This is a genomic window from Ferrovibrio sp., assembly GCF_965278975.1.
Taxonomy (GTDB): Bacteria; Pseudomonadota; Alphaproteobacteria; order Ferrovibrionales; family Ferrovibrionaceae; genus Ferrovibrio.
Window position 1 is genome coordinate 392,048 of the sequence record NZ_OZ257126.1, and the last position, 22,011, is coordinate 414,058.

A 22,011-nucleotide genomic window follows, 5' to 3' on the forward strand; every position below is an offset into this window, starting at 1 on the left:
TCTCCCGGGCGTCAGAAGGCGATTCGCCGCCAACCACGCGCCTTCACGCCATGCCGGCCAACAGCCTTTCGCGCAGGGTGCGTTTCATCAGCTTGCCATTCGCGTTGCGCGGCAACGGTTCGTCCAGCAGCGTGTAGCTTTCCGGCACCTTGTAATCCGCCAGTCTGGCCGCGCAGAAGCTGCGCAGTTCCTCTGCCGTAACGTCATGCCGTCGCCGGCTGATGAAGGCATGCACGCGCTCGCCCAGCACCGGACAAGGCTTGGCAACAATGGCACTTTCCAGCACGCCATCATGGCCGGCCAGCACATTCTCCACTTCCACCGAATAGACCTTGTAGCCGCCGCGATTGAGCATGTCCTTCACGCGGTCGAACACCCGCACGAAGCCTTGCGCATCCTTGGAACCGACATCGCCGGAATGCCAATAACCGGCGGTGAATTCGCGTGCCGTGGCTTCCGCATTGCGCCAATAGCCCGGCACCGTCATGGCGCCACGGATCCAGATTTCGCCACTCTCACCGGGTGCCACTTCCTGGCCATCGGGATTCATCACGATCACATCGGCACAGGGCAGCACAAGACCGACGCTGTCGGCATGGTCGCGCGTATAATGCGCCGGCATCATCGTTGTTGGCGATGTCGTCTCGGTGGCGCCATACGCATTCATCAGGCCAAGATTCGGCAGCTTGTCGGCCAAGGCCGCGATGGTTGCCGCCGGCATCGGCGCGCCGCCATAGCCGCCGACGCGCCAGGCGGAAAGATCGAAGCGGTCGAAATCAGGATCCAGCAGGCAGAGATTATACATCGCCGGCACCAGGATGCCGTTGGTCATGCGCTCGCGCGCTGCCAATTCCAGGAACGGCCGCGCCCTGAATTCCGGCATCATGATCAGCGCGCCCTGCGCCTGCACCGCCAGCATGATCAGCGCCACCAGACCGGTGACATGGCTGGCCGGCACCGCCAGCAGCATGCGGTCGGCACTGGTCAGCTTCATGCCGTATTGGAAATGCAGCAGTGAATGGGCCAGGTTGAAATGGGTCAGCATCGCACCCTTGGGCCGGCCGGTGGTGCCCGAGGTATAGAGGATCACCGCCGTGTCTTCCTCGGCTACCGCCACGCGCGGCGGCGGCTCGCCATCCAGCAGCGCGAAATCTTCCGCATCAGTTCCACCGCCAGACCCGGCACCGGGCACATATATATCTGTCAGCTCCGGTGTCTCGGTCCGCGCCGGCAGGCGGTTGAGCAGTTCCGGCTCGACCACTAGTGCCCTGGCGCCGGCATGATCCAGGATATAGGCGATTTCCGGGGTCTGCAGGCGCGTCCCCATCGGCACCGCGATGGCGCCCAGCCGCAATGCGGCATAGACAGCGAGCAGGAATTCGACCCGGTTGCCGAGCAGCAGGGCGACACGATCCCCCGGCTTGATGCCGCGCGCGGCGAGGCCGCCAGCCACCCGTTCCACACGGCGGCCAAATTCGGCATAGGTCAGGCGTTCCGCGCCGCAGATCACGGCTTCCGCCGCGCCGCGTGCCGCCACCGCCCTTGCCAGCGTGTCATAGATATCGGTCACGCGGTCGGCGAAGCAGCGCACGATCCGGTCGCCGAAATGTGCCTCGTGCCGCGTCGCAACACCGGGCGGCAAGGTCCACTCCGCCATGATCCCCTCCCTTCAACTTATATTGTGGCGCCAGACTAGAGCGTTGACGGCGCGCTTGCAAAGCGCGACCCTGGCAGCAACCTCTCATTCCTATCCAGGAGATAAACGATGGCTACCCTGTTCATCGGCGGCGCCCTGTTTGATGGCCATAATGCCCCGGTTGCCGATCATGGTGTGCTGGTGGAAAACGGCAAGGTGGCGAAGGTGGCGCCGAAGGGCGAGTTCGCCGGATTCGCCGGCGAGACCATCGACACCAGCGGCGGCACGCTGCTGCCCGGCCTGATCGACTGCCATGTGCACCTCACCATGGGCGGCGAGGCCGATCCCGGCACGGCACAGGACAAGCTTTCCGCCTCCCGCCTGACGCTCAAGACCCTGGAGCGCGCGCAGCAGACCTTGCAGGCCGGCATCGTCGCGGTGCGCGATTGCGGCGGCAAGGATTACATCGAGATCAGCGTGCGCGATGCCATCCTGCGCGGCGAATTCAGCGGCCCGGTGATCCGCGCCGTGGGCAAGATGCTGTGCATGACCGGCGGCCATGGCAACCGGACGGGCCGTGTTGCCGACGGCGTGGATGATGTGATCCGGGGTGTGCGCGAGCAGATTCATGCCGGCGCCGATGCGATCAAGATCATGGCCACCGGCGGCGTGATGACCCCGGGTGTCGATCCCGAGGACGCGCATTACAGCCGCGAGGAGATGGCTGCCGGCCTGGCCGAGGCACGCCGCTTCCGCCGGCGCACCGCCAGCCACGCACAAGGCTCGGAAGGCATCCTCAATGCCGTGCTGGGCGGCGTCGATTCCATCGAGCATGGCATCTTCATGAATGATGAATGCCTGGCCGAGATGCTGAAGCGCGGCACCTATCTGGTGCCGACGCTGGCCGCCGTGCGCAATATCGTCAACAACGCCGGCAAGGGCGGCATCCCGCCCTGGGTGATCGAGAAGGCGAACCGCGTCTACGTCATTCACCTCGACTCCTTCAAACGCTTCCATGGCGCTGGCGGCAAGATCGCCATGGGCACCGATGCCGGCACGCCGTTCAACCTGCATGGCGACAACGCCCTGGAACTGGAATTCATGGTGGAAGCCGGTATGAAGCCGCTGGAAGCCCTGCGCGCCGGCACTTCTGCCGCCGCCGACCTGCTCGACCTGCCGAGCCATGGCAAGGTGCAGGCCGGCCTACCCGCCGATTTCCTGCTGGTGGAGGGTGACCCGGTGGCTGACATCACCCGCGCCGCCCGCCGCCAGTATCACCGCGCGGTGTTCCGCAAGGGCGAACTGGCTTCCGGCCTGCCGACCATGCTGGGTGGCCTGCGCGGCGCCCAGCCGGCCATCGCCAAAGCGGCGGCGTTTTGATCCGCAGCCTGGCGTTATCACTGCTGCTGCTTCTGGCACCGGCGGCGCAAGCCGCCGAGGTGACCCTGCGTGGTCATGACATTCTGGTGGATGGCAAGCCGTTTAACGTCCGCGGCGCCGCCGGCACCGTGCGACTGGATGTGCTGGCCGGGCTTGGCGCCACCACCATCCGCACCTACGGCGCCGAAGAGGCAGGCGTGCTGGATGAAGCCCATAAGCACGGCCTCAAGGTGATCCTGGGCTTCTGGCTGGAACACCCACGCCGCGGCGTTTCCTACCGTGACCCGGCTTTCGTGCGCCGCCAACTCGATCAGTTGAAGGTTTTTGTGGAGCGCCACCGCGACCACCCGGCCCTGCTGATGTGGGGCCTGGGCAACGAGGTGGAATCCGAACTGGCCGACGATACCCAGGTCTGGTCCGGCATCGAGGAAGCGGCCAAGCTGGTGAAACAGCTCGACCGCAAGCATCCGACTCTGGCGGTACTGGCCGAAGCCGGCAACAACAAGGTGGCGAAGCTGAAGGCGGCAGCGCCGAGCATCGACGTGCTGGGGGTGAACTCTTATGGCGAGTCGCTGCCGAGCCTGCCCGGCCGGGTGCGGCAGCAGGGTTGGACCGGGCCGCTGCTGATCACCGAACTCGGCCCCTTGGGCCAGTGGCAGGCCGCCAAGACCCCCTGGGGTGCCTTCGTGGAGCCATCCAGCGGCGATAAGGCGGCCTTGCTGCGGCGCTATCTGCCACAGCTTTCGCCGCCGGCAGCCAATGGGCACCTGGTTTTCCTCTGGGGCCACAAGCAGGAAGTGACGCCGACCTGGCATAGCCTGCTGCTGCCGGGCGGCGAATGGACCGAGACGGCGGAGGCCCTGGCGGCGCAGTGGCATGGCCGCACACCGGGCGGCAACCACGCGCCACGCATCCGGCAACTAGGCTTCACGCATCCCGCCAACTGGCCGGCCAATGCCATCGGCCGCGCCGTGCTGAAAGCCGATGACCCGGACCATGACAAGCTGCAGGCCGAATGGACCGTGATGGCGGAAAGCACCGACCTGCGCGTTGCCGGTGATCTGGAGAAAGTGCCACCGAGCTTTCAGCATGCGACCCTGGGCGGCGGTCTTGATGGCGTCAATATCCAGGGGCTGAAACCGGGCCGCTATCGGCTATTCTTGGTGCTGCGCGATGGCCGTGGGGCCGCCGCCACCGCCAACCTGCCTTTCCTTGTGGAGTGACGCCCGATGCAGACCTATCTGGAAGATTGCCTCTGGGGCAAATTCCTGCTGCTGAAGGGCGATTTCATCAGCGATCACATGCAGGTATATGGCGAATGGAGCGAGGCGGAAGTGGCCCTGTTCCGCCTGCTGCTGACACCTGAATCCACCGTGGTAGAGGTTGGTTCCAACATCGGTACCCACGCCGTGGCGCTGGCGAAACTCTGCGCCAAAGGCCGCATCTATTGCTTCGAGCCGCAGCGGCCGATCTTCACCCTGCTCTGCGCCAATCTGGCGCTGAACGGCATCGTCAACGCCCATGCATTGCATTGCGCGGTGGGCGGCGAAGCCGGCGAAGTAGAGATCGAAACCTCGGATTATTCGCAGCCCTTCAATTACGGCTCCTTCTCCATCGACAAGGGCTTTTCCACCGAGAGCGCCTATGCCGCCGGCACCTGGCGCGAGCCGGTGCGGCTGACCACGCTGGATTCAGAACCGGCCCTGCGCGGCCTGCAACGGCTGGATTTCCTGAAAATCGATGTCGAGGGCCTGGAAGTGCCGGTGCTGCAGGGTGGCGAGGCGCTGATCCGCAGGCATCAGCCGATGATCTTCTGCGAAGCCAACAAGGTCGAGACTTTCGGCGCCATCACCGGGGCGCTGCGCCGGCAGGGCTACACGCCTTATTGGTTCGCGGCACAGCGGTTCCGCGAAAGCAATTTCAAACGCTCGACCCGGGTGATCCAGGGCAGCGACGTGAATCTGATCGCCTTCCCGGCCAACCGGCCGCGCCCGGCGCTGGACCTGATCGAAGCCACCAGCTTCGACCAGATCACCAGCGGCCAGGTGAAGGCCTTCATGCTGAAGTAAGCCGATCAGGCCAGCCGCGTCCGCTCGCGGCGCAGGCCGAGCCATTCCAGTTCGGCAATGATCAGCACGGCAGCCGCCTGCACCAGCACGAAGATGTAGCCAAGCATGGTCGGCGCCACGCCACCGGCCACCAGCAGCAGGATGCTGTCCAGCACCCAGAGCGCATTGAGCGCGATCACCAGCCACACCCCGCCGCGCGGCGGTTCCGCCTTGGCCGCGAGATAGAGCAGGAAAGCCGCGAAGGGCAGCAGGCTGATGCCGGCATAGCGCAGCAGCATTTCCGGCAGGCCGAGCAGCCCCGAGAGCAGCCCGGCGGCAATGGTAAGCAGCAGGCCGGTGGCAATGCAGGTAGCAGCGTCGAGGAACAGGATGCGGCGGAGGAAGCTCATGATGTGTCTCCTGGGTTTCGGGATCTGAACGACGGGGGCAGGATGCCGCCGGGCCGGAGGCGGGTCGATTACCTTGCAGGTAATTGGATCGCGGCGGCTTTGGCGCTAGCTTTGCCTCATGACCGAAGCCGCACCGATAGGCCTGCGCCTGCGCGAATGGCGCCAGCGCCGGCGCCTGAGCCAGCTCGACCTCGCACTTGAGGCCGATATCTCCACCAAGCATGTCAGCTTCCTGGAAACCGGCCGTGCCGCGCCCAGCCGCGACATGCTGCTGCATCTCTGCGAGCGCCTGGAGGTGCCCTTGCGCGACCGCAATGCCCTGCTGGTTTCCGCCGGCTTCGCGCCGGTCTTTCCCGAGCGCGACCTGTCCGACCAGGCATTGGCACCGATCCGCCAGGCCATCGACAAGGTGCTGTCCGGCCATGAGCCTTATCCCGCCCTGGCGATCGACCGGCATTGGAACATGGTGGCAGCCAACCGCATGGTGCCGCCGCTGATGGCTGGCGCCGATCCCAGCCTGCTAACCGGCCCGATCAATGTGCTGCGCTTGAGCCTGCATCCGCAGGGCCTGGCCGGCCGCATCGTCAACTATGCCGAATGGCGGGCGCATCTGCTGGCACGATTGAAGCACCAGATCGACATGTCTGCCGATGACACACTGGCAGACCTCTATACCGAATTGGCTGCCTATCCGGCGCCTTCCGGTGGCAGCATGCGGCGGATGCCGACCGAGCGCGACGCAATGCAGCTGGCGGTGCCGCTAGAATTCACCACCGATGCTGGATTACTGCGTTTTTTCAGTACCACGATGATGTTCGGGACGCCCGTGGATATCACGCTATCCGAACTGGCGATCGAAGCCTTCTTTCCGGCCGATGCGGCAACAGCCGAAATATTGCGGACGATGACGCCATGAATATCGCCCCCCCGGTAGCGGTCATATCCTCAACACTGCAGCGCCCGCCCGCCACAACAATCTGTCGTAAGTGATTTTATGGCTGGTTTATTCGCATTGGGTGCAATCAATTCGCATCCGCAGCATTAAAAACAATTAAGGCACCCGGCCATATTCAGTTTCTGAAACCACTGCAATAGTCCGGGACATGCATCGCCCAGCCATCGCCACGCGACCATATGCCCGCCTAGCCTTCTGGCTGCGCTGTCTTGTCATTTTCCTGTTGCTATCCGCTCTGGTGCGCCTGGTGCTCACCATCTGGATCGCGCTGGATACACCAGACGACATCCTACCTTTCGCTTCCGCCTGGGTCTTTGGCCTGCTGGATGATGTCGCAATGGCAGTGCTGCTGGGTCTGCCTTTCCTGCTCGGGCTGCATTTCCTGCATCGGCCTCTACGCTGGCGCATCGGCGCTATAGCAGCACACATGCTGCTGGTTCTCCTGCTTGGCCTGGCCGTATTCAGCGCCGTGGCCGAACTGTTTTTCTGGCAGGAATACAACAGCCGCTTCAATGGCATTGCTGTCTATTACCTGATCTTCCCCAAGGAAGTGCTGGGCAATATCCGCGAGAGCTTCGATTTGCGGCTTTATTTGCCGCCGATTGGTGCCGCCGTATTGGCAATTTACGGATTCTTCCTGTTCCGCCCATTGAACAGGGCGCTTCAGGCCACGTCACAGCCAGGTGAACGCAGGCGCGCATTGCTGCTCAGCCTGGCAAGCGGCCTGATTGCGGCCTTGATCATCTATGCTGGGCCCCGCGAACCGGCAACCAACCGCACCATCAATGAACTGGCGGTAAATGGCATGCACAGCATCCTGCGTGCCTTTGCCACCAACGACAGCAAGTATGATGGCATCTATGCCGGTATTGATGAGGCGGAAGCCCTGCCGTTGCTGCGCGACATGGTGAAACAGGATAATACCACCAACCTCGCAGCACCCGACGAGCGCAGTATCCGCCGCCATGTCGATAATGGCCCGGCCCCTGCCAAGAAGCTGAATGTTGTGCTGATCCTCGAAGAGTCCTTCGGTTCGGTCTATTTCGAGGACGTATTCCATGAAAAGCAGCGCGACTACTGGCGCACCATGTCGCCAAACTGGCATCGCATTGCCGAGGATGGCCTGCTGTTCACCAATATCTATGCCACCGGCGACCGCACCGTGCGAGCCCTGGAGGCGATCTTCACATCATTCCCCCCCATCCCCGGCATTTCGACGGCACGGCGGGCCGGATCGGAGGGGATGAATTCCCTGCCTTTCCTGCTGAAGCAACTCGGCTACCGCAGCAGCTTCCTTTATGGCGGCCCGACCAGCTTCGACAATATGGGCCAGTTCTGGCGCGGTGTTGGCTTCGACCGCGTCCTAGGCCAAAACGATATTGCCGATCAAAGCTTCAAGACCATCTGGGGTGTAGCCGACGAATTGATGTTCAAGGAGGCGCTGACCAGGATCGACCAGATGGCAGCAGAGCCAGGCCCGTTTTTCTTTGCCTGCCTGACCGTCACCAATCACCGCCCGTTTCTCTATCCAGAGGGCCGCGTACCGTTCAAGCCCAGCGCCAATGACCGCGACCATGCCGCCGCCTATGCCGACTGGGCGCTCGGCCAGTTCATCGACCAGGCCCGAACCAAGCCGTGGTTCGACGATACCCTGTTCGTGATGATCGGGGATCATGGCCCGAAGGTATGGGGTGCTGCACAGATCCCCGTGCAGGCATTCCGCGTACCGCTGATCTTCCTGGCGCCGAAGCATATCAAGCCGGAGCGCAATCCGGCGCTGGGCTCCAGCATGGATGTCGGCCCGACGATCCTTGGCTTACTGGGTCTGAGCTATGACAGCCCATTTTTCGGCATCGACCTGCGCCGCGTGTCCAGGGATGGCACCGGCCGCATCGCCATGGCGCATAATTTCGATGTAGCTGTCGGCAATGGTCGCAACGCCGCCATTCTCACCGCCAAAGGCGATGTGCGCGGCTATGCCATGCGCACCGGACCATTCCAACTCGAACCGATGGATCAGGCAGCTTTGCCAGACTTGATCCGCCGCCAAGCCATTGCACAGACCCAGACTGCGCACCGCATGTTCTATGCACAGCAATATCACGAACTCTCAAGGGCGGCGAAACCTTAAGGTCCAGGCCCAAGTCCGTTACGGCGGCGCGCGGCGGAATCGCTTCTCCACCACAGATGCCTCGCCATAGCCGGCAGCCGCTGGAATATGGAATGTACGGCCGTCCGGCCCGACCTCAGGCCGCGGCACCACAGTAACGATGGGCCGCTGCGCTGCCTCCGACAATGCCTCGGTCACGCTCTCGAATCGCGACAGCCAGCGCAGGTTCATATAAGTGGCGAACATCAGATCAAGCTCTTCAGCCTCGGCGGCGGCCACCACCGCACGCGGCTGGCGCCACACTGCTGACATCACCTCGCGCTGATCCGCCTGCGCCACCTGGGCAGAAGGCGCTGCCGCCAGATAGAAATGTGTATCGAACCGCTTCGGCTGGCTGATCGGCGTGATCCAGTGGGCGAAACGTACCAGGCGGTGAGTGGCCGGCGCAAACCCGCTGGCACGGCAGAGGGCGGCAAAATCCTGACCCGGCGCCACTTCGCGAGGCTCGGGCTCCACGATCAGCAACCCGCTTTCCTCGTAGGTCTCGCGGATAGCGGCGGCACGCAATGCACCATCCTCGATATCCGGCGCCAGTGCCGCATCGGTTTCCCGATCCACCGTGCCACCGGGAAACACGAATTTCCCAGCCGCAAAGCTGGCCTTGCCGGTACGTTCCACCAGCAAAGCCTCAACCCCTTGGGAACCATCGCGCAGAATGATCAGTGAAGCTGCCAGCCGTGGCACCGCTATTTCACCAGACATTGCCTTACTCCTTCTTGGTCAATCTGATACGGCCATGGCGTCACTCCCGCACTGGCTGCACCGGCTGTGGCGCGCGGAACGACCGCACCATCATGAACGGCATTGCCGCACCACAGATGATCACCGCCCCCAGCATCAAGGCAGGACGATAGCTGCCGGTCAGGTCATGCAGCAGGCCGGACAGCCAGGCACCTCCGCCAGCGCCAATATTACTGGACGCATAGATCACGCCATAGATCGCTGCCGCCGCTGATCCAGGGAACAGCCGGTTCGACATGGTGGCGACAATCGGTCCGCGCGCGCCTTGCGCAATGCCGAAACAGGCAACGTAACAGGCCAGCAGCAATTCGGAGATACCGAAACTGAGGCCAAGCAAGCAGAGTATGCCGCTGAACGTGCAAGCGAAGCTCGCCAGCGCCACAGGCCGCAAACCGAAACGGTCCGACAACCAGCCAGTAATGATAACGCCGCCGACCGACAGCATGCCGCAGAGGCCATATGCGGTAGCAGCCTTGAGCGGCGAGACACCGCCATCAATCAGAAACGGCACCGCCTGCACCACCACGATATACATGCCCAGCCCGGTGCAGCCGAAAGAGATGAACAAACCGATGAATTCCGGAGATCGAATAGCCTGACGCAGGGTGATGCCATCAACTGCGCGGGTTTCACCATTACGAGCGGTAATTTTCGGTTCGGTACTGTCGCCGCCCAAGATACGCCAAGGCAGCACCAGGGCAATGACGGCCATGCAGGCTACGCTTGAAGCCATCAGGATATAGGTGGTGCGCCAGCCCTGCAGTTCGATCAGCCACTGCGCCAGGGGCACCAGCAACAAGGAGCCGGTGCCAAGGCCGGCATAGACCGCCCCCATCGCCACTGACATGCGGTGCTTGAACCAGTGGCCAATCAGCGCGGAGGCCGGCACGACACCAATGGCGGAAATGCCGATGGATGACAGTATCCCGATGCAGAGATACAGCTCCATCATGCCCTGGGCCCGGGAAGCAATGAAATTGGCGGCGGCAATCAGGCCGAGGCCCAGACAATAGTTGAGACGATAGCCGAAACGGCGCAGCAGCAGGCCGGATAGCGGCGCGCTGAGGCCGGTGGCGAGCATGTAAACCGAGAAAACGCCAGCGGTTAGCTGGCGATTGACGCCAAATTCCTGCTCGATCGGCAGCAGGAACACCATCCAGGTATCGATCACTCCGCGCGACACCAGCACGAAGAAGAAGGCGACGATTAGCGCATACCAGGCGACGCGACTATTGCCCCGCCTGATCTCCGCCGTTTCGTCGCCTCTGCCCATCAGGCTATTGCGCAATCGTCGATGGCAGCCAGAGGATAAGCCCCGGGAAGGCCGCCAACAGGAAGATCACCAGCAGATGTGCCACCACATGCGGCGCCACACCAATGAAAATGTCCTTCACCGGTATCTTGGAATAGGCCGACACCACAAAGACATTCAGGCCCACGGGTGGCGTGACGAGGCCCACTTCGGCAGTCACGATAATAATGATACCGAACCAGATCGGATCGAAGCCCAGCGCCACCATCACCGGCAACACCACCGGCACGGTAAGGAACAGGATGGCGATCTGGTCCATGATGCAGCCCAGCGCCAGGTAGAGCAGGATGATCAGGAAGAAGATCACCCAGCGCGAGACATCCAGGCTGCCGACATAGGAAACCAGTTCCTGGGTGAAGCCGGTGAGCGTGAAATAGTACCCGAATACCTGGGCACAGATCACGATCAGGATGATCATGCAGGTGGTGCGCGAAGCGTTGAACAGGGCCTGCAGGCAGGTCTTGAATGTGAGCTTGCCGCGGATCAAGGCAATCACCATGGCACCAAAGGCACCGAGACTGGCGGCTTCGGTTGGAGTTGCGATGCCAAGATAGATGCAGCCGGTAACCAGCATGATCAATGCCAGCATCGGCCCCACGACACGCAGCGATGCCAGCTTCTCACGCATTGAGTAGCTGGAGCCTGCCGGCGCGTGCGATGGATTGATCGCCGCCAGCACCAGGACGGTGGCGATGATCACGACTGTGACCAGGATGCCGGGGATGATGCCGGCAATCAGCAGCTTGGAAATGCTGACCTGGGCGATCAGGCCATAGAGCACGATGGCGATGGAGGGCGGGATCAGCATCGCCAGCGTGCCGGAAATTGCCACCACGCCGGAAGCCAGGCGCGGATCGTATTTATGCCGGATCATCGCCGGGATGCTGGTGCCGGAAAGTGTGGCAGCAGATGCCGTTGACGAACCGGAAATGGCACCGAAGCCGGCGCCGGCCAGGGCCGTGGAAATGGCGAGGCCCGCCGGGGTGCGGCCCAGCCAGACCTTGGCGCTGTCGAACAATTCCTCGGCGATGCGGCTGACGATGATGAACTCGGCCATCAGCATGAACATCGGCACGGTGATGAGTTCGTAGGAAGAGGTGGTGGAGATCGGCGTGGTGCGGAGAATACCCAGCACCATATCGAGACCACCCTTGAGGTAGAGGCCGATCATGCCGGAGATGCCGAGGGCAAACGCCACCGGCATGCCAAAGATCAGCAGTGCGAAAAGCGCAATAAGGCCGGCAACAACAATCATTCCACATGCTCCCCGGGATAATGCTGCTCGCCTTCGGCTTCATAGACACGGCCCTCCAGCAGGGCTTGCGCGCGCGCGGCAATACCAATGGCCATGCTGATAATCAGTAGACTGACACCAACGGCACCGAACGCCTGAGGCGGCCAAGTCGGCCATGGAATCGCACCATCCACCACCTCCTTCTCCACGAAGGCTTCCCAGCCGGTTTCAGCCATCTTCCACAGAATCAGCGAAAAGAAGATGATGGCGATGAGGTAGCCGACGATCTCGAAGAAGGCGAAAACCTTGGTGCGGCGGAAAGCATCGAACATATCCACCTTAATATGGCCGCCACGGCTGAAGGTATCAGCAAGGGCTGGGAAGAAAACCAGGGTGACGAGATACATCGAGATCAGGTCGAAAGACCAGCTCAAGGGTGCGTTCAACAGATATCGCATCACCACGTCGACCACGATTACCATCATGATCAGGAATAACCCTAGACTGGTGAGATAGAGGAAAGCCGTTTCCAGCTTCCCATAGTTTTTTAGCAACCCGGTCATTTTCCCCCCTCGTTGACTTAATCTCGGCGCAGTTCAGCGGCCACGCCATTGCGGCTTGCGCTTCTCCTTGAAAGCCCGCGGGCCTTCCTGAGCGTCTTCGCTGCGATATACCTTCTCGAACACATGGTTCGCCGCACGCAAGGCGGCAGAGCGTCCCATTTCAGTGGCGAGATACACGGTCTCCCGCGCCGCCCGCACGGTCAAGGGGGCGCAGGCAGCGATGCGCTCGGCCATCGCGATAGCCGCCGGCATCAGTTCGGCCTGCGGCACCACATGGTTGACAAAGCCAACCGCATGCGCGCGCCTGGCATCGATCGGATCACCGGTGAGCAGCAGCTCCATCATGATGCGCTGCGGAATCATATGCGCCAGCGGTGTCGCCCAGGGCATGCCCCGGCCAACCTTGCCTTCGGTGATGGCGAAGGTAGCGTTCTCGCTCGCAATGCAGAGATCGCACATCTGCGCCAGCAGCCAGCCACCCGCATAGGCAACACCGTTCACCGCCGCGATTACCGGCTTGGTGACATGAATGCTATCGCCAAGCACTGGAATGAAACCGCGTGGCGGTACACCGATCATGGTGTCGGCGGCTTCCTTCAGATCCATGCCGGCGCAGAATGCCTTCTCGCCAGTGCCCGTCAGGATCGCCACCAGCGCATCCTCCTCGGCTTCGAATCGCTCGAAGGCCTCGCGCAAGCCACTGCGTACCACCTTGCTGATGGCATTGCGCTGTTCCGGCCGATTGATTGTGATGATGGCAATACCGCCACGGCGCTCGTAAAGAATCTCACTCATATTCAGGCCTTTCCACTCCAGCGCCGGATCGCGCCGCGCTGTTCCAATCCATCCATCTCCGCGTCGCCGATACCGAGTTCGCGCAGGACTTCCGCCGTATGCTCGCCCAGCATCGGCCCGGCGCGCTCGAAACCGCCCGGTGTATCGGAAAAACGCACCGGGCTTTCCGGGAACAGCATGGCGCCATCCAGCGGATCATCGAGCGTGCGGAAAAAGCCGACATCTTCGAGATGTGGATCGGTATAGAGATCAGCCATCTCATTCAGCCTTGCGACTGGGATTTCTGCTTCGTTCAGCAGGTCCATCCATTCGGCAGAGGTTTTCTGCGCCATGATGGCGGCAACGATCTCACAGAAAGCAGCCATATTGGTGCTGCGCTGCGACTGGCTGATAAAGCGCTCATCCTTGGCCAGATCAGGCCGCCCCGCCAGGGCTGCAAAGCGCTGCCATTGCTTGTCATTGTAGACCAACACCGAGATATAACCGTCTGCGGTCTTGTAGGGCCGGCGATAGGGCGTGACGGTGCGGGTATAAACCGGCCGGGTAAGCGGCGGATCATAGGCAGCGCCGGCAATATGTTCGGCGAGCAGGAAAGAAGCCATGATCTCGAACATCGGTACTTCGATTTCCTGCCCCTTGCCGCCGCGCTGGCGGTGGAACAGGGCTGCCATCAGTGCATAGGCCGCACTCAAGGCACTGACCTTGTCGCCCAGTACTGTAGTGACATATTGCGGCTCGGGATTGATCTCGGCCTGCAGCATCGCCATGCCGCTCACCGCCTGGATCGTATCGTCGTATGCGGCACGCCCGGAATAGCGGCCTTCGCGGCCATAGCCATAGAGGCTGGCATAGATCACGCCGGGATTGACCGCTGAAACCGCCTCGTAGTTCAGCCGCAGCCGTTCGATGGCGGGCTTGCGCATGGAATGCAGCACGATATCGGCACGCTCGGCCAGCTTGAGGCAGAGGTCGCGGCCTTCCGCCGTCTGCAGATCCAGCACCACACCGCGCTTGCCGCGGTTGAGGTTTGCGAACATGCCGCTGCGGCCCTTGGTCTTGGTCGGCCCGACATAGCGCGAGGTATCGCCAAGCGGGCTTTCCAGTTTCACCACATCAGCGCCCAGATCGGCAAGGATCTGTGTGCAATACGGCCCCATCAGCACCGAAGTGAGATCGAGCACACGAATGCCATCCAGCGGCCCGGGCTTCTTCGCGGCTGCCTTGGTCATGCGGCGCTCTTGCTGGCGCAATGAGCGGCACGCTCCAGCGCCTCGCGATGCGCCGGATGGGCAATATTGATCAGCGCCTTAGCGCGCTGGCCAAGAGTCTTGCCGCGCAGCTCCGCAGCGCCGAATTCGGTCACCACCACGTCCACATCGCTGCGCGCCGTTGTCACTGGGCCATTCAGGCCAAAGACGATACGGCTGACTTCGCCATTCTGCGCCGTCGCCGGCAGGGCAATGATGGAATGGCCGCCGCGCGAGGCCGAGCCAGCGCGGACATAATCCACCTGGCCGCCAACCGCGCCAATATACTGGCCGCCAGCGCATTCGGCATTCACCTGGCCGCTCAGATCCACCTCGACGGCAGAGTTGAGGGAAATGAAATTGGAAAGCTGAGACAGCACGGAGATATTATGGGTGTGGGAAATCGGATGCATGCGCACCAGCTTGTTGCGGTGGCAGAAGTTGTAGAGCCGCTTGGTGCCGATCAGCGCGCCGGTGATGATCAGGCCGGGATCGACTTCCTTGTAGGCATTGGATATCGCACCGGCCTCCACCAGATCCACCACGCTGTCGCCCAGCATGCCGGAATGGATGCCCATATCGCGGCGATCGCGCAGACCCGACATCACCGCCTCGGGCACCGCGCCGATGCCGACCTGCAAGGTTGCGCGCTCAGGAATGAAGTTCTGCACGAAACCGGCGATCCTGCGGTCCAGGTCGGTGACCGGTGCCGCCGGCAATTCGATCAGCGGACGGTCGGTGGCGACCAGATAATCAATTTCATCCGCCGTCAGTGGTTCCGCACAAGGCACCTGCGGCACCTGGGCATTCATTTCGGCAATCACCACGCGGGCGCGGCGAACGGCTGCGCGGATATAGTCGCTGATCAAACCGAGGCTGTAATGGCCGTTCTCATCGGGTGGCGACACCTGGATGAACGCCACATCGCAGGGCAATAGACCCTCGGCGACATAGCTTTCCATTTTAGAGACATGGCAGGGCAGGATATCCAGCACACCGGCCTTGGTCAGGCGGCGGTGGGTACCAGCCGCACCCATGGCGGCGAAGCGGATATGATCGGCATACTCAGGCTTCAGCGTGTTGGAAAAACCCGAGCCCATGAACGCCGACACACCGCCGAGGCTGGCGCGCTGCTTAAGCAGAATCTCCACCAGCGTGGTCGGCTCGGCGCAGGCCTGGCCCCACATGATGGTGTCGCCAGGCCGGATCAGGCCTTTGAGATCGAGGCTATCGGCGCTGACGGTCTGCATGGTCACTTCCCCGCCCCTATCTTGGCAGCCATGGCGAGGATCGCCTCCGACCGCTTGAGTATCGGGCCATCCACCATCTGGCCCCTGAAATCGATGGTGCCGATGCCACGCTTGGTCGCTTCCTCATAGGCGGCAAGCAGATCGCGGGCATGGCTCACTTCGGCCGCCGTCGGCGCATAGACCTCGTTGCAGATTTCCACCTGGCGCGGCAGCAGGCAGATCTTGCCGCCATAGCCAAGATTGCGGCCCTTCTCAGCATCGAGGCGGCATTGTTCATCATCGCGGATATCTACCACCGCCTGATCGATGGCAATGGCACGCGCCGCCTTGGCCGCCAGCACCACCTGGGAGCGGGCATAAAGCACTTCATCCCCGCCCTTGGTGCGGCGCGCACCGATATCGGCGGCGAAATCCTCGGCGCCGAAGAAGGCGGACGTGATGCGCTCATGGGCCGCACACAGCGCCACGGCATCGATCACGCCACGCATCGATTCGATGCCGGCCATGATCTCGATGCGGCGCTTTGCCTTGTCCTGGCTCTCGACCCGGGCAATGGCATGGCTGATCGGGAAAATCTGATCCCGCTCTTCCAGCTTCGGCAGCACCAGACCATCAATGTCGCAGGCTACCGAAGCCTCGATATCGCGGATGTAATGCGCCGAGACCGGCTCATTGATGCGGACATAAATCTTGCCGGCCAGCTTGGCCGTGCGCAGCATCTGCACGGCTTCATTCAGCTTGGCGCGGGCACCCTCCTTTTCGGCGGGCGGCGTGCCATCCTCCAGGTCGATGACATAGCAATCGGCCTGGAAGCGCGGGAATTTGGCCAGCAGATCGTGGCGGTTGGCCGGGGCGAAGAACAGGCTGCGGATCATACCGCCCCCCCGAAACTCTTGCGGTAGGAAGCACAGGCTTCGTTGAAGATATCGCGCACGATCTGGCCGGCCGGCTTCACTTCGTGGATCAGCGCCACGCTCTGGCCCGCAGGCAGCACGCCGTTCTCAATATCGCCTTCGATGCGGCCTTTGATGGTGGCCGGCAGGCCGACATCCTGGAGCTGGCGCGGATAGGGCAGGATCTTGTCCTGATTGCGATCCCAGTAATTGGTGAAAGCATTGCGCAGCATGCGCACGGTCTTGCCGCTATGGGCACGGCTGATCACCGTGCCTTCGTCATCACGCGCCACCAGTTCATTCTTATAATTCTCATGCGCGCGCGCTTCTTCCGAAGCGATGAAGCGCGTACCCATCCACACGCCGACCGCACCAAAGGAGAGTGCCGCCAGCAGGCCACGGCCATCGGCCAAGCCACCGCCGGCGATTACCGGAATCTTCACCGCCTCGGTCACCGCCGGCACCAGCGCCGCCGTGCCGACGCGGCCGACATGGCCGCCGCCATCGCCGCCCGAGGCAATCAGCATGTCGACGCCTTCCGATTCCAGCACCTTGGCCTGGCGCACATTGCCCACCACGCTCATCACCAGCATGTTGCGCTCATGCGCTTCCTTGACCACGCCGAGCGGGTTGCCGAGGCCGGAAATCAGCACCGGCACACGCTCGTCGAGGCTGACAGCGATCTGGTCCTGCACCTGGCGGGTATAGGTGATCGCCGCATCGTCATTGCTGTTCACCTTGGCGAACAGGATATCGACGCCGAACGGCTTGTCGGTGGTATCGCGGATAACGCGGATTTCGCGGCGCAGCTCATCGGCGGTGAGATAGCCGGCGCCGATCACGCCCAGGCCACCGGCGGCTGAAACAGCACCGGCCAGACGGCCATAGGCAACCTGGCCCATGCCAGCCTGCATGATCGGGTATTCAAGGCCGACACGGCGGCACAATTCGGTGGAACGCAACAATTTCTCAATCGACACGATGCTTCTCCGCTGGAGTTTTTTGCTTAGTAGGATTTCGGCAGGCCGAGTACGCGCTCGGCAATGAAGCTCAGGATCATCTCGCGGCTGACCGGCGCGATGCGCGGGATCATCACCTCGCGCATGTAGCGCTCGACATGGAATTCCTTGGAATAGCCATAGCCGCCATGGGTCATCACCGCCTGGGTGCAGGCCTCGAAGCCGGCTTCGGCGGCAAGGTATTTGGCGGCATTGGCTTCGGCGCCGCAGGGCTTGCCGGCGTCGTAAAGCTGGGCGGCGCGGAACACCATCAGGTTGGCGGCTTCCAGCTCCATCCAGTTTTTCGCCAATGGATGCTGGATCGCCTGGTTCATGCCGATCGGGCGGTTGAACACCACGCGCTCCTTGGCATAGCGCGTGGCACGGTTGAGGGCGGCACGGCCCAGGCCGACAGCCTCGGCCGCCAGGAGTACGCGCTCGGGGTTCAGGCCGGCGAGAATGTATTCGAAGCCACGGCCTTCCTCACCGATGCGGTCATGCACCGGGATTTCCAGATTATCGATGAAGAACTGGTTCGAATCGATGCATTTGCGGCCCATCTTCTCGATCTCGCGCGCCTCGCAGCGGGTGCGGTCAAGATCGGTGTAGAACAGCGAAATGCCATCGGTGGCCTTGGCACATTGCTCGCGCGGCGTGGTACGCGCCAGCAGGAACATCTTGGTGGCGCGCTGCGCCAGCGTGGTCCACACCTTGCGGCCATTGACGATATAGCGGTCACCCTTCAGCACCGCCTTGGTCTTGATATTGGTGGTATCGAGGCCGGCATCCGGCTCGGTAACGCCGAAGGCGGCGATTATATCACCGCGGATGATCGGCGGCAGCATACGCTGCTTCTGCTCTTCCGTGCCGTAACGGGCGATGATCTTCGGCGCAAAGACATTGAGATGGATCGCCGAGGCGCCGCTCATGCCGGCGCCGGATTCGGCGATCGCCTGCATCATGATGGCGCCCTCGGTGATGCCGAAGCCGGCACCGCCGCAATCCACCGGCATGGTCAGGCCAAGCCAGCCGCCCTCCGCCAGGGCCTGCTTGAAATCCTCCGGGAACTCGCCATCGCGATCCCGCGCCAGCCAGTAATCATCGCCGAACTTGGCGCATAGGCGGGTTACCGCATCACGAATCGATTGCTGGTCGGCGGTCAGGTCGACGGTCACGTTTCTCTCCCAATTCCCGGTCATCGCCCGATATTTTGTTCTTATATCGGAACGATGTGCTTATATTTGAACATCGTAGAAAAAGCCTGCCGGCAAAGTCAAGCGTGTTGTCACGAAAAGGGGTGGCGCTTTGGGGCGCGCGAATATCGATGAATATCGACTAAGGCAAGGAGGCTTTACTTGCTGCCGGGATAGCGGCCGGAGAAGCCGAGCAACCGCGAGGCACGCTCGCCATAATCATGGGTCATGGCCGAAAGCCGGTCATGCTGCGAACGCAGCCGCGAAATCGGCGCCGCCACCACCATCACGCCGCAATTGCGGCCATCACGATCGAAAATCGGCGAGCCGATACCACCGGCACCATCCACGATCTCTTCATGTGAGACACCGATGCCCGTGGCACGGATCGCCGCCAGGATGCCCAGCAGTTCTTCCTTGTGCATCCGGCGACCACCGTTGGGCAACACCAGATCAGTATCGTGTATATAAACCTCGATCTCGCCCTGAGGTTGGTAGGCCAGCAGGATCTTGCCAAAAGCCGAGCAAAACAGCGGTCTGCGCGTGCCAATCAGCGAGGAAAAACGGATCGCGCCTCGGCCCTCGACGATATCGACATACACGCCATGCCGGCGATCATCGCCCATCACGCCAAGCAACGTGGTCTCACCGCTCAGCTCCATCATCTCGCGCAACAGCGGATGCATGCGCGCGGTGATCGAAGAATCCGGCGTGGCTCGGCTCGCCACTAAAGCGCCAAGCCGCATTGTCTTCGCGCCAAGCTGGTATTGCGCGCCGAGCTGGGTGACATAGCCACCCGCCTCAAGCGAGCGCAGCAGGCTGAGCAGGCTGGTCTTCGGCGTCTGCAACCGCTCGGACAGGCGCGCCAATGAAAGGCCATCAGGCTCGGCGGCCAATAATTCCAGCGCCTGCATCACCCGCAGAGGCGAGCGAGGCCCGTCTGGCTTGCCTTCCAGGGTGCTTTTCACCTGGTCCGATTTAGGGATTGCGCCGTTCATAATATTGAATATAGTTCCGATATAAGAATTAAGGAAGATGGGTTCTGTTCCTACCGGTCCTTTCATGCCGAAAGGTGGACCGAAAGTACAGCCCCCGAAACAAAAAACACCCAGGAGGAAATATGCGTAACGTATTGAAATTTCTAGTATCGGCCGCTGTCATTGGCGCTCCGCTGGCGGGCTTTGGACTGGCCCAGCCGGCCTTCGCCCAGACCAAGACACAGACGCTCCGCGTCGCCGACTCCTTCCCCGTCGGGCATTTTATTTCGGAGCGCGGCACCAAGCCGTGGATGGATGAAGTGGTCAAGCGGACCAACGGCCGCATCAAGTTCGAATATTTCCCGGCGCAGCAGCTCGGCAAGGCACAGGATCTGCTCAACCTGACCCAGAGCGGCGTGGCCGATATCGGTTATGTCGGCATGTCCTATGTTTCGGACAAGATGCCCTTCTCCAGCGTGGCACAGCTGCCCGGCAGCTTTACCACCGCCTGCGAGGGCACCATGGCCTACTGGAAGCTGGTCAAGGGCGAGACCATGATGAAGAACGAGTTCGCGCCGAACAAGGTGCGGGCAATCTTTGCCATCGTGCTCGAGCCGTATCAGTTCTACACCACCACCAAGCAGGTGAAGACGGTGGAAGACGTGAAGGGCCTCAAGCTGCGCTCCACCGGCGGCGCGATGGATATCTTCGCGCGCAAGATTGGCGCCATTCCGGTACGCATCCCGGCGCCGGAAGCGCGTGAATCGCTTTCGCGTGGCACGCTGGATGGCCTGATTTTCCCGAATGAAAGCGTCATGTCCTATGACCTGCAGAGCTTCGTGAAGTTCGGCACCAAGGGCGGCAATTTCGGCTCCTTCGTTGCTTCCTATGTGATCAGCGACGCGGTGTTCAACAAGCTGCCGAAGGATGTGCAGAAGATCCTGATCGAGACCGGAGACGCCACCACTGCCAACATGTGCAAGGTGGTGGACCACAGCGTCGAGGAAGCCCAGGGCAAGCTCGCCGCCGCCGGCGTGCGCTACCACACGCTGACCCCTGCCGAGCGCAAGCCGTTCGACGATGTGTCGAATGAAGTGGCGCTTGATTGGGCCGACAGCCTGGACAAGCGCGGCAAGCCGGGCACCCAGGTGCTGAAGGAATTCCGCGCCGCGCTGACGGAAGTACGCAGCAAGATGTAATCCAAGTCCGAGAGGCCTTGCGGCCTCTAGTTTGGCCTCCCCGGGAACGGCGGTATCGCAAGATGCCGCCGTTCTTTTTTTACCCGGCGGCATCAAACACCCGGAACAGAGCCCAGCATCTGGTGGTTATCGATCATGTTCTCATACAAAATAGAGGAAAATACAAGTATATAAAAAGAACATTTTGCGATTTTATTGGATCAATAGTAGAACATAAGCCTCACTCAAGGAGGCCATCATGCATCACAGCCCGGCAATTGCTCATCTTCGCCAGCAGCTTTCCTGGCTCACCGGCAGCGGATTGATCGGCAGCGGCAGCGCCTTGAAGCTGAACCTCCCGAGATCGACCAGGCCCTGCCCTGGCGCGGCCTGGCCCGCGGCGCGCTACATGAGATGACCGGCGACCGCAACGCGATCATCGGCTTCCTGGCTGCCCTGCTCGGCCGCGACCCACGCGCCAGCGACGTGCTGTGGGTGACGCAGGAGCCAGCTCTACCCGTGCATCGCCTGACCCGGTTCGGCCTTGATCATCGCCGCCTCACCATTGTCTCCGCACGCCGCGCCGATGACCGATCATGGTCGATCGAGGAGGGCTTGGGCGAACTGGGCTATGAGACGGTGGTGGCCGAGATCGATAATACCGACCTCGCCGAGACGCGCCGCTTGCAGCTTGCTGCCGAAAAGAGCGGTGGCATCGGTTTCCTGCTGTGCCGTGGCCACCAGCCTTCCGCCGCCCTCACCCGCTGGCGCATCGAACCGGCCCGCAGCGATGGCTATCGCTCCTGCTGGCATCTCAGCCTGGAGCGCTGCCGCAATACCGCAACCAATCTCTCCTGGAGCGTGGAATGGGATGATGCCACGCTTTCTTTCCGTCTGGTTTCCGACCGGCTGAGCGAGCAAGAACTGGCGGTGGCGTAACGATACAACGCCGGCGGTCTGCTGCCGCCAACCGGCATTATCACTGCCCATGCGCTTTGACCGACTCAGAATGGGTGATTCGGAGATGCTCC

General features: G+C 62.0%; 20 protein-coding genes. 7 read left to right on the forward strand and 13 right to left on the reverse strand.

Annotation, left to right across the window (positions count from 1 at the left end; genetic code table 11):
• Positions 1-43: 43 nt before the first annotated feature.
• Complete coding sequence (locus ACQY7X_RS01890) at positions 44-1,657, reverse strand: class I adenylate-forming enzyme family protein (RefSeq protein ID WP_428248145.1); 1,614 nt, start codon at positions 1,655-1,657, stop codon at positions 44-46.
• Between the two features lie 108 nt (positions 1,658-1,765).
• On the opposite strand from ACQY7X_RS01890, the gene ACQY7X_RS01895 reads away from it, so the two are divergent.
• The 3 genes from ACQY7X_RS01895 to ACQY7X_RS01905 are packed head-to-tail and all read left to right on the forward strand — an operon-like array spanning position 1,766 to position 5,085.
• A complete protein-coding gene (locus tag ACQY7X_RS01895; protein WP_428248146.1) occupies positions 1,766-3,016 on the forward strand; it encodes an amidohydrolase family protein in 1,251 nt (416 codons plus the stop codon).
• Positions 3,013-4,239, forward strand: coding sequence for a glycoside hydrolase family 2 TIM barrel-domain containing protein (locus tag ACQY7X_RS01900; RefSeq protein WP_428248147.1), 1,227 nt, complete (start codon positions 3,013-3,015; stop codon positions 4,237-4,239). Before ACQY7X_RS01895 ends, ACQY7X_RS01900 begins: the two co-directional genes overlap by 4 nt.
• 6 nt (positions 4,240-4,245) lie before the next feature.
• Complete coding sequence (locus tag ACQY7X_RS01905; protein ID WP_428248148.1) at positions 4,246-5,085, forward strand: FkbM family methyltransferase; 840 nt, start codon at positions 4,246-4,248, stop codon at positions 5,083-5,085.
• Between the two features lie 5 nt (positions 5,086-5,090).
• On the opposite strand, the gene ACQY7X_RS01910 is transcribed toward ACQY7X_RS01905, so the two are convergent.
• The gene (locus ACQY7X_RS01910) at positions 5,091-5,474 is read right to left on the reverse strand and encodes a hypothetical protein (RefSeq protein WP_428248149.1); all 384 of its coding nucleotides are present in this window, start codon (positions 5,472-5,474) and stop codon (positions 5,091-5,093) included.
• A gap of 118 nt (positions 5,475-5,592) precedes the next feature.
• On the opposite strand from ACQY7X_RS01910, the gene ACQY7X_RS01915 reads away from it, so the two are divergent.
• Positions 5,593-6,390: a helix-turn-helix domain-containing protein gene (locus ACQY7X_RS01915; RefSeq protein ID WP_428248150.1), complete on the forward strand. Its 798-nt coding sequence runs from the start codon at positions 5,593-5,595 to the stop codon at positions 6,388-6,390.
• A 187-nt stretch (positions 6,391-6,577) separates the two neighbouring features.
• On the forward strand, positions 6,578-8,560 hold the full coding sequence (locus ACQY7X_RS01920) for an LTA synthase family protein (RefSeq protein WP_428248151.1): 1,983 nt from the start codon (positions 6,578-6,580) through the stop codon (positions 8,558-8,560).
• 18 nt (positions 8,561-8,578) lie between these two features.
• On the opposite strand, the gene ACQY7X_RS01925 is transcribed toward ACQY7X_RS01920, so the two are convergent.
• The 11 genes from ACQY7X_RS01925 to ACQY7X_RS01975 all read right to left on the reverse strand — a co-directional run bounded on the left by ACQY7X_RS01925 (position 8,579) and on the right by ACQY7X_RS01975 (position 19,823).
• Positions 8,579-9,301 carry an NUDIX hydrolase gene (locus ACQY7X_RS01925; RefSeq protein ID WP_428248152.1) on the reverse strand — a complete coding sequence of 241 codons (723 nt, stop codon included), beginning with the start codon at positions 9,299-9,301 and terminating at the stop codon, positions 8,579-8,581.
• A 40-nt stretch (positions 9,302-9,341) separates the two neighbouring features.
• Complete coding sequence (locus ACQY7X_RS01930) at positions 9,342-10,613, reverse strand: MFS transporter (RefSeq protein ID WP_428248153.1); 1,272 nt, start codon at positions 10,611-10,613, stop codon at positions 9,342-9,344.
• Between the two features lie 4 nt (positions 10,614-10,617).
• A complete protein-coding gene (locus ACQY7X_RS01935) occupies positions 10,618-11,907 on the reverse strand; it encodes a TRAP transporter large permease (protein ID WP_428248154.1) in 1,290 nt (429 codons plus the stop codon).
• The gene (locus tag ACQY7X_RS01940; protein ID WP_428248155.1) at positions 11,904-12,449 is read right to left on the reverse strand and encodes a TRAP transporter small permease subunit; all 546 of its coding nucleotides are present in this window, start codon (positions 12,447-12,449) and stop codon (positions 11,904-11,906) included. The genes ACQY7X_RS01935 and ACQY7X_RS01940 overlap by 4 nt, the downstream gene beginning before the upstream one ends.
• A 33-nt stretch (positions 12,450-12,482) precedes the next feature.
• On the reverse strand, positions 12,483-13,244 hold the full coding sequence (locus ACQY7X_RS01945) for an enoyl-CoA hydratase-related protein (RefSeq protein WP_428248156.1): 762 nt from the start codon (positions 13,242-13,244) through the stop codon (positions 12,483-12,485).
• Between the two features lie 2 nt (positions 13,245-13,246).
• Positions 13,247-14,473 carry a CaiB/BaiF CoA transferase family protein gene (locus ACQY7X_RS01950; RefSeq protein ID WP_428248157.1) on the reverse strand — a complete coding sequence of 409 codons (1,227 nt, stop codon included), beginning with the start codon at positions 14,471-14,473 and terminating at the stop codon, positions 13,247-13,249.
• Positions 14,470-15,741, reverse strand: a complete 1,272-nt coding sequence (locus tag ACQY7X_RS01955; RefSeq protein WP_428248158.1) for an acetyl-CoA hydrolase/transferase family protein — start codon at positions 15,739-15,741, stop codon at positions 14,470-14,472. The genes ACQY7X_RS01950 and ACQY7X_RS01955 overlap by 4 nt, the downstream gene beginning before the upstream one ends.
• Before the next feature lie 2 nt (positions 15,742-15,743).
• Positions 15,744-16,616, reverse strand: a complete 873-nt coding sequence (locus ACQY7X_RS01960; protein WP_428248159.1) for an HpcH/HpaI aldolase/citrate lyase family protein — start codon at positions 16,614-16,616, stop codon at positions 15,744-15,746.
• Positions 16,613-17,614: an NAD(P)H-dependent flavin oxidoreductase gene (locus ACQY7X_RS01965; RefSeq protein WP_428248160.1), complete on the reverse strand. Its 1,002-nt coding sequence runs from the start codon at positions 17,612-17,614 to the stop codon at positions 16,613-16,615. Before ACQY7X_RS01965 ends, ACQY7X_RS01960 begins: the two co-directional genes overlap by 4 nt.
• 26 nt (positions 17,615-17,640) lie before the next feature.
• Complete coding sequence (locus ACQY7X_RS01970; RefSeq protein WP_428248161.1) at positions 17,641-18,807, reverse strand: acyl-CoA dehydrogenase family protein; 1,167 nt, start codon at positions 18,805-18,807, stop codon at positions 17,641-17,643.
• 176 nt (positions 18,808-18,983) lie between these two features.
• The gene (locus ACQY7X_RS01975; RefSeq protein WP_428248162.1) at positions 18,984-19,823 is read right to left on the reverse strand and encodes an IclR family transcriptional regulator; all 840 of its coding nucleotides are present in this window, start codon (positions 19,821-19,823) and stop codon (positions 18,984-18,986) included.
• Positions 19,824-19,945: 122 nt separating this feature from the next.
• On the opposite strand from ACQY7X_RS01975, the gene dctP reads away from it, so the two are divergent.
• Together dctP and ACQY7X_RS01985 are read left to right on the forward strand one after the other, a co-directional pair.
• Complete coding sequence (gene dctP, locus ACQY7X_RS01980) at positions 19,946-21,001, forward strand: TRAP transporter substrate-binding protein DctP (RefSeq protein WP_428248163.1); 1,056 nt, start codon at positions 19,946-19,948, stop codon at positions 20,999-21,001.
• A 393-nt stretch (positions 21,002-21,394) separates the two neighbouring features.
• Complete coding sequence (locus tag ACQY7X_RS01985) at positions 21,395-21,919, forward strand: ImuA family protein (RefSeq protein WP_428248164.1); 525 nt, start codon at positions 21,395-21,397, stop codon at positions 21,917-21,919.
• The last annotated feature ends 92 nt before the right edge of the window (positions 21,920-22,011 follow it).

Excerpts from the sequence above, each read along its gene's own strand:
- ACQY7X_RS01890 (WP_428248145.1), bottom strand. The coding sequence starts at position 1,657 with ATGGCGGAGTGGACCTTGCCGCCCGGTGTTGCGACGCGGCACGAGGCA.
- ACQY7X_RS01895 (WP_428248146.1), top strand. The coding sequence starts at position 1,766 with ATGGCTACCCTGTTCATCGGCGGCGCCCTGTTTGATGGCCATAATGCC.
- ACQY7X_RS01905 (WP_428248148.1), top strand. The coding sequence starts at position 4,246 with ATGCAGACCTATCTGGAAGATTGCCTCTGGGGCAAATTCCTGCTGCTG.
- ACQY7X_RS01910 (WP_428248149.1), bottom strand. The coding sequence starts at position 5,474 with ATGAGCTTCCTCCGCCGCATCCTGTTCCTCGACGCTGCTACCTGCATT.
- ACQY7X_RS01915 (WP_428248150.1), top strand. The coding sequence starts at position 5,593 with ATGACCGAAGCCGCACCGATAGGCCTGCGCCTGCGCGAATGGCGCCAG.
- ACQY7X_RS01920 (WP_428248151.1), top strand. The coding sequence starts at position 6,578 with ATGCATCGCCCAGCCATCGCCACGCGACCATATGCCCGCCTAGCCTTC.
- ACQY7X_RS01925 (WP_428248152.1), bottom strand. The coding sequence starts at position 9,301 with ATGTCTGGTGAAATAGCGGTGCCACGGCTGGCAGCTTCACTGATCATT.
- ACQY7X_RS01930 (WP_428248153.1), bottom strand. The coding sequence starts at position 10,613 with ATGGGCAGAGGCGACGAAACGGCGGAGATCAGGCGGGGCAATAGTCGC.
- ACQY7X_RS01935 (WP_428248154.1), bottom strand. The coding sequence starts at position 11,907 with ATGATTGTTGTTGCCGGCCTTATTGCGCTTTTCGCACTGCTGATCTTT.
- ACQY7X_RS01940 (WP_428248155.1), bottom strand. The coding sequence starts at position 12,449 with ATGACCGGGTTGCTAAAAAACTATGGGAAGCTGGAAACGGCTTTCCTC.
- ACQY7X_RS01945 (WP_428248156.1), bottom strand. The coding sequence starts at position 13,244 with ATGAGTGAGATTCTTTACGAGCGCCGTGGCGGTATTGCCATCATCACA.
- ACQY7X_RS01950 (WP_428248157.1), bottom strand. The coding sequence starts at position 14,473 with ATGACCAAGGCAGCCGCGAAGAAGCCCGGGCCGCTGGATGGCATTCGT.
- ACQY7X_RS01955 (WP_428248158.1), bottom strand. The coding sequence starts at position 15,741 with ATGCAGACCGTCAGCGCCGATAGCCTCGATCTCAAAGGCCTGATCCGG.
- ACQY7X_RS01960 (WP_428248159.1), bottom strand. The coding sequence starts at position 16,616 with ATGATCCGCAGCCTGTTCTTCGCCCCGGCCAACCGCCACGATCTGCTG.
- ACQY7X_RS01975 (WP_428248162.1), bottom strand. The coding sequence starts at position 19,823 with ATGAACGGCGCAATCCCTAAATCGGACCAGGTGAAAAGCACCCTGGAA.
- dctP (WP_428248163.1), top strand. The coding sequence starts at position 19,946 with ATGCGTAACGTATTGAAATTTCTAGTATCGGCCGCTGTCATTGGCGCT.
- ACQY7X_RS01985 (WP_428248164.1), top strand. The coding sequence starts at position 21,395 with ATGACCGGCGACCGCAACGCGATCATCGGCTTCCTGGCTGCCCTGCTC.